The following is an 8,932-nucleotide window of genomic DNA, read 5'->3' as shown; positions in this document are numbered from 1 at the left end:
CCACCACGTTGTTCGCCAACTCCGCGACAGCCGGCTCGCTCGTGTCGGGCATCGCCGCCGGCGGCATCTCCCACGCCCTCGGCTATCGCGCGGCCTTGTTGGTCTGCGCCGTGCTCAGCGCCCTGGCGTGGCTGCTGTTCCTCCTCGCACAGCGTCGAGCACGAGTTGAGACAAACAATTCCGTCACCGAGACGGTGCCGCCACGCTGAGCGCCGCCGACAGCCGGTGTGCTGCCCACTGTCTGGACATTCGCCTTCCCAACAGCCGTCTTGGCCCCCGCTCAGCCACCAGGACCACCGTGACACGCCCCCACATCGAGTGACCAGCAACCCCCTCTCCAAGCTTCACGATCACGAGCTTGACACCACGACCAATGCTGGTCATCTCTGCACGTCTACTTGTACATGGCTCTGCACTTGAACTGGTACGCCGACAATCCCCCGCGAAGGCAGGAGTCGTGCACCGGATCACCACGTGAGAAGAGGGCCGAACGACCGTGATGCTCTGATGGTCGCCGGTGCTGCCCACCTGCGCCCAGGCTCGCCGTGCACCCGCTGAGGGGCGCCGTCAGGCCGCCGCGGGGCAGTCCCTTCTTCCGGCCCCACTCAGCCGGGGGGCACGGACGGCGTGTGGATGTGTTCCTGGCGGACGCCGACGGCGATCGTCCGCAGGATCCTGCGGCGCACCGCCGGGACGTGCCGGATCGTCCTGAGCGCCAGGGGCATGGACTTGGGCTGCTCGTGCCGGAAGGCGGGCTCCACAAGCCTCTCGTAGAAGGCCTGCTGCATCTTCTGCGTCATCATCGTGGGGAATTCCCTGCGGGACTGCACAGCCGCCAGATGTTTGTCATCGAGCATCGAGCCGTCCCGCTGGGCCTGCAGGAGCGGCGCGGCCAGGATGTTGGCGGCCGCGACGGCGTCATCGACCGCCAGCTTGACCCCGACCCCGCCCATGGGCGACATGGCGTGCGCCGCGTCGCCGAGCAGCAGCAGTCCGGGGCGGTGCCACCGCTTGGCCCGGTTGACCATCACCTCCAGCATGTGGACATCGTCCATGGACGCCAGATGGCGGATGCGATCGGCGAGCTCGGGCACCGTCTCGGCGGTGCCCCGCCGGATCTCCTCGATTCCCGCCCTCTTGACCGCCTCGAATCCGCCCTTCGGGATCATGTAGGCGATCTGCAGATACGTGCGCCGGTCGAAACCGACGATCCAGCGGCCGGGGGTGACCCTGAAGTAAAGCTCCACCGGCATCCCGGACTCCTTGGGCAGCCGGAACCACAACGTGTCGAAGGCCGAGCCGGTTTCGTGCACCTGCAGTCCTGCGGCGGCCCGCAGGCGTGAATACCGGCCGTCGGTCGCCACCGTGAGCCCGGCGCGCACTTCGTGTTCCTCGCCCTGCTCATCACGGTAGCGAACCCCCGCGACGCGGTCACCGTCGAGGATGGGGCCGGTGACTTCGCAGTTCATGAGCAGTGTAAAGGTCGGATAGCGCTGTGCTTCCTCCGCGAGCATGGTCAGAAAATCCCACTGTGGGGCGATGGCGATGTAGGGATAGCGGATGCCGAGCTCGGTCATCGAGCCCAGCCGCACTTCTCCCATCGCGAATTCGTGGATCTTGCCGTGGGGGATCTTCTCGAACTGCTCGGTGAGCCCGAGCTCCTCGATCAGCTCCAGGGTGGAGGGATGGATGGTGTCGCCGCGGAAGTCCCGCAGGAAGTCGGCGTGCTTCTCCAGGACCACGACCTTGATCCCCGCGCGCGCCAGCAGCAGCCCGAGCATGATCCCCGCGGGTCCACCGCCCGCGGCGACGACTGTGGCGTCCATGAGCGCTCCTAACTCATCGCCTGACGAATTCAAGGGTATGGTAACTGGAACTTCTTGCGATCGATAGTAATGTCGAGTGTCAAAACGAGGGATGCTGGTCACACCGGTCCGCACCACTGACGCAAGACCTCTCGCGTGCGGGCCGGCTCGGGGTAGGAGGCGGTCCAGGCCGCGTAGCCGTCCGGCCGCATCAGCACCGTGCTGGCCTTGCCGAACAGCAGAGGACCGTCGCACTCCAGCACGCGGACGCGACCATGCCGCCACTCGTCCACAACCTGCGCGCCCGTGGCGTCGAGGAGGACGAAGCGGCCGTCGCCGAGGTAGTCGTAGAGCCGGGCAGGACGTCCGCCGATCGTCAGAGGCAGGTCGGGGACGCGCGAACCGGCCAGCGGCGAGTCCGCAACGGCGGCGGGGACCGGATAGGTGACGCCCAGGCCGGACAGCGTCAGCCGGGCGGCCTCCGAAACACGGGGATGGTTGATGATCGCAGGTGCGACGTAGGGACGGATCAGCCGGACCGGAGCGGGCGCCTCGGACATGCGCCTGAGCAGGTCGGTCAGGCGCAGCACCATGCGGCCGACCGGGTGGCGTTCGGACTCGTAGGTGTCCAGGAGCCAGGGTGGCGCCCATCCCCCGCAAGCGGCGGCGAGCTTCCACGACAGATTGGCGGCGTCCTGCAGGCCGGTGCTCATGCCCATGGCGCCGAGCGGGGAGTGGACGTGCGCCGCGTCACCGGCCAGGAAGACACGGCCGACGCGATAGCGGCGGGCCTGACGGCGCTCGCTGAGGAATCGGGTGGACCACCGCATCTGGGAGAGCTGGAGATCCCGTCCGGTGATGCGCAGCAGGGCATCGCGCACCTCTTCGAGGTGCACCGGCTCCTCCACGGGGACGCCTTGCCGGGTACGGTCCCAGATCGTGGCGCGGAACCAGCCGTCTCCATACGGCGGCAGCAGGACCGCACCGTCGTCGCCGATGAACGGGTTGACCGCCAGCGGCAGGTCCGCCTCCAGCAGCACGTCGGCGAGCAGGATCCGCGTGTCGTAGCTTCGGCCGCTGAATCCCACCGACAGCAGGCGGCGCACGACGCTGTGCGCGCCGTCGCAACCGACGACGTAGTCGGCATGCTCGCTACCTCCGCCGGCCAGGGTGACAGTGACCCCATCCCCGTCCTGGGCCAGGCCCGTGACCTCGGCGCCGCGCACGATCTCCGCGCCGAGCCCGCGTGCACGCTCTTCCAGAGCCGCTTCCGTACGAGCCTGTCCCAGGATGAGCACGTAAGGGAAACGGCTCTCTGGGTGACGCATGTTGAAGACGAGCTCTCTGCCCTTGATGCGCGGGCGGACCTCGGCAACCTGCAGCCCCTGCGCCACCAGGCCCTCGGCGAGACCCCGCATGGCGAGCAGTTCCAGGCTTCGAGCGTGGAGGGCGAAGGCCCTGGTCACGTTCGATTCTTCGGCGCGCCGCTCGAGCACCTTGACGCGGATTCCTGCAGCCGCCAGGTCTCCGGCCAGCATCAGCCCTGTGGGCCCCGCACCCACGATGATCACGCTCATCGAGCACCTCATTAGGTACTTGGAGTACCGGTACTTTAAGTACCGTTTTATCAATGGGTACTCTGAGTACCTCAACTTGTCAACGTGGGAGACGTGGAAGATGCGCGGTAACCGGGGAGGCCGCAGGCCTGATCCAGAAGTGGATGCGGCCATCAGGCAAGCGATGGCCGACCTGCTGTTCACCCACGGCTTCGAGATGACCTTCGATGATGTGGCGGCGCACGCCGGCGTGGGACGCACCACGGTCTTCCGCCGTTATCCCACCAAGAAGGACCTGCTGTTGGAGGCGTTCTCCCAGATCAGCCTCGAACAATTCCGCGCCGCGGACACCGGATCCGTGCGCGATGATCTCGCCGAGACCCTGGGGGAGGTCATGCGGGCGTTCGATCGGCCGCAGATGCGCATGCTCCTGCGGCAAGGACTGGGCGAAGCCTGCCGCGACTCGGTGTTCACCGAGGTGTTCCGCGAGGTCATGCGGCGCCGCCTGGACTTGATCTCCGGGATCGTGCGCCGGGGGGTGGAACACGGCGAACTGCCCGCCTCCACCGACGCGAAGCTCATCGCCGACCTGGTCTCAGGCGTGATCGCCCTCCGCGTCGCCAACGACGCACCGCTGCCGGACCCAGACGAGATCACCCGACTGGTGGACGGGCTCCTGTACGGCTTCGCCCGATAAGCACGGGCAGCACAGCCGGTGACGGCGGGCTCCGGCGGGGGCGGAAGCTCGGCCTGGCTGCGGAGAGGAAGGCGGTGCGGTCAGGCCACGTGTCCGATTCCCGCACAGGTGGATGCTGACGCCCCCGGCCGCAGACATCGCGTCTGCGGCGGCACCTTCGCACAGCGTGGCGGGGCGGGTCCGGTGAACACCCCGCAGAGCCGCGCTCGGAGGCTCGCAGGCCGATAACCCGATGCGCGGCTCGGGTGGGGCAGATCGAGCAAACCTGGCTCGATCGTCTGGCCACTCCGCTACAACCTGCGGAAGGTCTGCTCGTCCGTCGGCACCCAACCACGCCCGAAGTCCATCTCAGCCGTGTGACGCCAGCCGTTCTCGCCCAGCCGGGTGAACACCTCCCGTGCCTGGATCCGCCGTTCGCCGTGCGAGATCACCGTGTCGGTCACGAGTTCGTCGCCCCGCCAGCCCGGCGATGTCACGGTTCCGCGACGCCCCATGCTGTCGAACCATTCCGAGACGAACAACCCTCTGCCACGGTCGTATCCCCACAGACGCAGGCCCTCGCTGATTCGCAGGCCTCCGGAATCCGACTGCTCGATCCACGTGAAGCGCTGCTCCAGCCAGCGCCCACCGAGGCGGAAGCTTCCCTCCACGCGTACGACCGGCTGGGAGAAGGCCGGCGTGAATTCCGTCGCCTCGAAGGCACCCTCGCCCTCCCACGCGCCGACGAAGAACAGCAGGTGTCGCAGTTCGTCAGCAGGAGAATCCGACATCTCACACACTCCTATCCGCCAAGGCGCCGTCCTGGCGTTCCGCGACTTTCGCCGGGCAGGAAACGCGCCCGTTTTCAGATGATCTGGTCGCATGCGGCCATGAGCCCAGCCCCGCAGTCCGCCGGCCGCGTCGGTGAAGACGAACCCGGCCACTCGAGCAGGCGGCCCACCGCCGGCCGGGCGCCGATCCCCTTCTCCGGGACCGGCACCCGTCATTGGGCTCACGGACCGCCGGATCAGGCGCTCAGGCCGAGCCGGGAGAAACGTCGGCCAGGACCTTCTCCAGTTCCTCCAGCGCGGCGGCCGCTCTGGCGACGCCGAACTCGGAGGTGAAGCGTACGGCCGCACGGACCTCCTCCGGGGGGGCCACCTCGAGGGCCAGTTCGACATGACGGCGGAACGACGGGCCCAGCGCCTGCTGGGTCACGTGGGCGGCCAGCGCCGCGAAGGCCCTTTCCCTCTCCGACAGCCGTCCCTCCGACCACGCCCGACCCATGCGAGAGGCGAGGAACTCTGCGATCCAGTCGTCACCGACGGGCCAGCAGGCGTCACGCCCGCCGCTGGTGTCGATGCCCGGGTCGGCGTCGGCGGCCGTCTCGATGCCGAGTTCCTTGGCGTAACGGGCCAGCGCGCCCAGGGCGGTGGCGGCGGCAGGATAGCCCGAGTACGGCGCGACGAACCGGATCAGGGCCAGGATGTCGGCGTAGGCGGTGCCGTGCATGGTCAGGGCCATGATGTGCATCTTGTAGGCCAGCCCCACGTTGGCCAGGCAGATGTCGTGGGCGACGCACTGCATGAGCTTTTCCCGCATGGTGGTGCTGGGCAGCTTGGTGAAGGTGAAACCGCCCGTCTCCAGGGCCATCTTCTCGAACTCGAGGTCCACTTCGGCCAGAGGGCTGCTGGGCAGATCGACCATGTCGCTGTTCCCTTCGGGTACGGGCGCCGCGGCGCAGCGCCCGGCTGAGGCGAAGCCAGCCAGGAGAGGGCAGGGCGATCCGGTGGCCCGGCTTGCCGCCGCCCCCGCGCGACCCGCGGTCTTGTCTCCTCCTGCGGGCTTCCTTCGTCACGACCGAAGCTATATCCTCATGCGAGGACTTTCAAGTCCCTACATGGGGACTTTAGTGGATGGAGGAACACCAATGCACGCATTCATTCGCCGTTACCGCATGGGAGCCGGCACCGTGGATGACCTGATGCGCACGGTGGACAGGCAGTTCGCCGCACAGTTGTCCGGGGAGGGCGCGGCGGCGCCCGTCAAGCTTCCCGACGGCATCCTCGGGTACTACGCCATCTCCGACGACGACGGGATGATCGTCACCGTCACGCTCTTCGAGACCCAGGAGCAGGCCGACCGGGCACGGGCAGCCGCCGAGAACATCCGCCTGGCCCTCGCCGACTTCAAGGTCGAGGAGGTCGCCACCATCACTGGAGCGGTCAAGGTCTCCAGAACCGTATCCGTTCCGGACATCGAGGCGAAGTAGGACGCCGGGTCATACCGCGCAGGCGGCAGGACGCGGCAAGCAGCGGGGTCTCCGTCCGATCGTCCTGGTCGGGCGGAGACCCCCGCCGCCCCGTGTCGGCCGCGGCGGCCGATCCGGTCCTTCGAGGCCGGATCCACTGAGGTGTAGCCGCCACGAGCAAGGTTCGCGGCTCACCCCGCTTGCCCACCCTCAGGAAGGAGGGCGGCGTGCAGGAACGCCTGCGCGAAGTGTTCGACCGCCTCGTCCACGGCCGGCAGGTCGGAGTCCATCAGTTCTTCCAGCGCGGGTCTCAGCAGCAGGTGCAGCGCCACCGGGCCGAGCAGCTGCTGCACCAGCAGCGGGAACGGCATGGGCCGCAGCCGGCCCGCCCGCACATGCGGCGACAGCAAGGCGCCGAGCCCTCCGGTGAGGCGAGGCAGATTGGCCCTGAGCAACTGGCTGCCCGGCCCGCGAGGCCGCGCGAACAGGTCCGCGAAGATCGCCGGCAGCACGCGCGGTTCGCGGCCGAACGCCGCCGCGATGGCCTGATAGATGGCACGGACGGTGTCTTCCACCGTATCGGGCGGACGCGCGGCCAGCGTCTCAAGGTCGAGAACCGGGCCAAAGCGGTCGAAGACGGCGGCCAGCAAGCCGTCCCGCCCCTGGAAGACGGTGTGCAGGGACGGCAGGGCGCAGCCGGCCTCCTTGGCGACGGCGTCGAGGGTGACCGCGCCCAGGCCACGTTCGCTGATCAGCCGAATCGCGGCATTGATCGCGCGTTCGCGCACCGGCGGCCGACCGCCCGGATCAACGCCGGCCTGGCGGACAGCGTCATCGAGTGCCTTGCGGGATCCGCCCAGCCGCCGCAGCAGGGTGCTGCGTGAAATGCCGGCCGCTGCGGCTATCGCGGTCAACGGCACTTCCGCCACGTCTTTTCCCAAGTCACGAGCGGCCCGCAGGGCCGCCTCCACCAGGTGCGTCGCAACCTCCATGAACCTGGACGCTACTGCATATCCGAAGTAGTCCCGCAGCTCTCGCATGGGAGGGGCGGCTCTTGATCGGTCAGCCCGAAGACAGGCAGGACGACCTCGTCAACGATGTCCGCGACAGTCTGCTGCGAGATCGGCAAGCCCTCGATCAGGAAGCAGTGCAGCAGCAGCGTCGGCCCGGCCTTGAACCGGCGGGGAGAGACGGCGCCGCCGTCGATCTCTCCCCGCTCCGCCGCTCTGCGAGCGACCTCTCGCATCGCGCCGTGTCCCCAATCCGCCGCAGAGCGCCGCTCATCGGCCCGGGCCGAAGCGCCGATGCTGTCGCCCAGCATTCCCCGCAGCGCCTCACCCGCCACTCCGTGCAGCAGTCCCGCCATGCGGCAGAGAAGAGCATGCACATCACCTCGGAAAGATCCGGTGTCGTTCACCAGCCCCGCATCGGAGAACAGGTGGCGGGTGGCGTCCATCACGAGATCCAGGCGGGTCGGCCACCGCCGATACAGCGACGCCTTGCCCGCCCGCGCCCGCGCCGCCACCCCTTCGAAGGTCAGCCCCGCGTACCCGTGGTCGCGCAACTCATCCACGACTGCCTCGAAGATCGCGCCGGTCAGCGCTTCGCCGCGCCGGCGCGGCAGTCTCCTGTGGTCGTGTGGTCGCTTCGCCACGTTCCTCCCCCTGCGCAACCTGACCGTTCGCCGCATCCGTTCTCGAGGGCACGTGAGACGACCAGCCACGTGCCCCGCCTCCCGGACCCACGACGGATAGGCCGGGATATTTGATTTCGAAATCAAATGGCAGGATTAGTTTTTGAGACACCGGTAGATCGTGGCCCGGGACACTCCGAGTCGTACGGCGATCTGCTCCACGGAGTCGCCGGCCGCATAGCTGTCCCTGGCCTGCCTCGCCTCGAGCTCCGTCAACGCGGCGGGCCGCCCCCCACCGCGTCCTCGCGGGCGCCCGCGAGGACGCCGATCGCCGTCCGATCCGCAGGGCGGCCGGGCGGGTGCCGCATCGCCGGACTCCCGTCCCGCCTCCGCCGCGGCCGGCGGCAGTGGCAGCAGCAGGGCCCGGGCACCGTCCAGGATGTGACGTCTGATCCTGCCGGCAGGGGCGTCCAGGAAGAGCACGACCGGATCGCCCAGCCCGGCCACCACCTGTGAGGCGCGCACGCGCCACTCCAGACTGCGCTCCGGCCCGCATACCAACTCGTTGGCCAGGGCGATCGCCGCACGGAACCGATCGGCCAGCGGCGCCTGCACCAGCAGTGTCATGTCCCGGACGAGCATCAGCAGCGTCTGGCAGTGACGCAGGTGGACCTCCACGTAGCCCTCGATGGCGCGCCAGCGCACTGTCTGCGCGTCGCCGGCCCTCTCGGCATCGCCGAGCGCGTCCTCCAGTTCCTCCAGCAGCGGCAAGGTGAGGTGGCGCAGGATCTCGTCCTTGGAGGCGAAGTGGTAGTACAGGGCCGCCTTGGTGATACCGACCTCGTCCGCGATGGCCTGCATGGACGTGGCGCGGTAGCCGCGTGCGGCGAACAGCGAACGCGCGGCCGCCAGGATCCGCTGGAAGGTCGCGCTCATCTGACTCCTCACGGCACCGGCCGCCTACCACCAGTCTAACTTCGTCGTTTAGCATGCTTACCAACGGTTAGTTTC

At 68.5% G+C, this 8,932-nt stretch carries 10 protein-coding genes; 3 read left to right on the top strand and 7 right to left on the bottom strand.

The window, feature by feature from the left end; translation table 11 throughout:
• The coding region (locus AB0I79_RS47615) for a hypothetical protein (RefSeq protein ID WP_357888431.1) at positions 1-209 on the top strand (209 nt) is incomplete at its 5' end.
• A 396-nt stretch (positions 210-605) separates the two neighbouring features.
• On the opposite strand, the gene AB0I79_RS47610 is transcribed toward AB0I79_RS47615, so the two are convergent.
• Both AB0I79_RS47610 and AB0I79_RS47605 read right to left on the bottom strand, forming a co-directional pair.
• Entirely contained in the window at positions 606-1,826 is a 1,221-nt protein-coding gene (locus tag AB0I79_RS47610; protein WP_357888428.1) for an FAD-dependent oxidoreductase, read from the bottom strand.
• 98 nt (positions 1,827-1,924) lie between these two features.
• Positions 1,925-3,382: an FAD-dependent monooxygenase gene (locus AB0I79_RS47605; RefSeq protein WP_357888425.1), complete on the bottom strand. Its 1,458-nt coding sequence runs from the start codon at positions 3,380-3,382 to the stop codon at positions 1,925-1,927.
• Positions 3,383-3,545: 163 nt separating this feature from the next.
• Here AB0I79_RS47605 and AB0I79_RS47600 point away from each other — a divergent pair, with 163 nt between their 5' ends.
• Entirely contained in the window at positions 3,546-4,058 is a 513-nt protein-coding gene (locus AB0I79_RS47600; protein WP_357888422.1) for a TetR/AcrR family transcriptional regulator, read from the top strand.
• 290 nt (positions 4,059-4,348) lie between these two features.
• Here AB0I79_RS47600 and AB0I79_RS47595 read toward each other — a convergent pair whose 3' ends face one another.
• Both AB0I79_RS47595 and AB0I79_RS47590 read right to left on the bottom strand, forming a co-directional pair.
• The gene (locus AB0I79_RS47595; protein WP_357888419.1) at positions 4,349-4,828 is read right to left on the bottom strand and encodes a DUF1579 family protein; all 480 of its coding nucleotides are present in this window, start codon (positions 4,826-4,828) and stop codon (positions 4,349-4,351) included.
• A 244-nt stretch (positions 4,829-5,072) separates the two neighbouring features.
• Positions 5,073-5,744 (bottom strand): hypothetical protein, encoded by a 672-nt coding sequence (locus AB0I79_RS47590; RefSeq protein ID WP_357888416.1) that lies wholly within the window; start codon positions 5,742-5,744, stop codon positions 5,073-5,075.
• Positions 5,745-5,967: 223 nt separating this feature from the next.
• Between AB0I79_RS47590 and AB0I79_RS47585 the strand changes: the two genes are divergently transcribed.
• Entirely contained in the window at positions 5,968-6,309 is a 342-nt protein-coding gene (locus AB0I79_RS47585) for a hypothetical protein (RefSeq protein WP_357888413.1), read from the top strand.
• 170 nt (positions 6,310-6,479) lie between these two features.
• On the opposite strand, the gene AB0I79_RS47580 is transcribed toward AB0I79_RS47585, so the two are convergent.
• From AB0I79_RS47580 to AB0I79_RS47570, 3 genes are all read right to left on the bottom strand, one after another.
• The gene (locus tag AB0I79_RS47580; RefSeq protein ID WP_357888410.1) at positions 6,480-7,280 is read right to left on the bottom strand and encodes a TetR/AcrR family transcriptional regulator; all 801 of its coding nucleotides are present in this window, start codon (positions 7,278-7,280) and stop codon (positions 6,480-6,482) included.
• An 11-nt stretch (positions 7,281-7,291) separates the two neighbouring features.
• Complete coding sequence (locus AB0I79_RS47575; RefSeq protein WP_357888407.1) at positions 7,292-7,942, bottom strand: TetR/AcrR family transcriptional regulator; 651 nt, start codon at positions 7,940-7,942, stop codon at positions 7,292-7,294.
• 135 nt (positions 7,943-8,077) lie between these two features.
• A complete protein-coding gene (locus AB0I79_RS47570; protein ID WP_357888404.1) occupies positions 8,078-8,857 on the bottom strand; it encodes a TetR family transcriptional regulator in 780 nt (259 codons plus the stop codon).
• Positions 8,858-8,932: the final 75 nt, after the last annotated feature.

Origin of the sequence: Nonomuraea sp. NPDC050202, from assembly GCF_040656115.1 — a bacterium.
Classification (GTDB): Bacteria; Actinomycetota; Actinomycetes; order Streptosporangiales; family Streptosporangiaceae; genus Nonomuraea.
Note: the sequence above shows the minus strand (reverse complement) of the source record. Positions and strands in the feature narration are given on the sequence as shown.

What these genes read in the sequence shown, in the direction of transcription:
- AB0I79_RS47585 (WP_357888413.1), top strand. Translation starts at nt 5,968, where the DNA reads ATGCACGCATTCATTCGCCGTTACCGCATGGGAGCCGGCACCGTGGAT.
- AB0I79_RS47605 (WP_357888425.1), bottom strand. Translation starts at nt 3,382, where the DNA reads ATGAGCGTGATCATCGTGGGTGCGGGGCCCACAGGGCTGATGCTGGCC.
- AB0I79_RS47580 (WP_357888410.1), bottom strand. Translation starts at nt 7,280, where the DNA reads ATGGAGGTTGCGACGCACCTGGTGGAGGCGGCCCTGCGGGCCGCTCGT.
- AB0I79_RS47595 (WP_357888419.1), bottom strand. Translation starts at nt 4,828, where the DNA reads ATGTCGGATTCTCCTGCTGACGAACTGCGACACCTGCTGTTCTTCGTC.
- AB0I79_RS47600 (WP_357888422.1), top strand. Translation starts at nt 3,546, where the DNA reads ATGGCCGACCTGCTGTTCACCCACGGCTTCGAGATGACCTTCGATGAT.
- AB0I79_RS47590 (WP_357888416.1), bottom strand. Translation starts at nt 5,744, where the DNA reads ATGGTCGATCTGCCCAGCAGCCCTCTGGCCGAAGTGGACCTCGAGTTC.
- AB0I79_RS47570 (WP_357888404.1), bottom strand. Translation starts at nt 8,857, where the DNA reads ATGAGCGCGACCTTCCAGCGGATCCTGGCGGCCGCGCGTTCGCTGTTC.
- AB0I79_RS47610 (WP_357888428.1), bottom strand. Translation starts at nt 1,826, where the DNA reads ATGGACGCCACAGTCGTCGCCGCGGGCGGTGGACCCGCGGGGATCATG.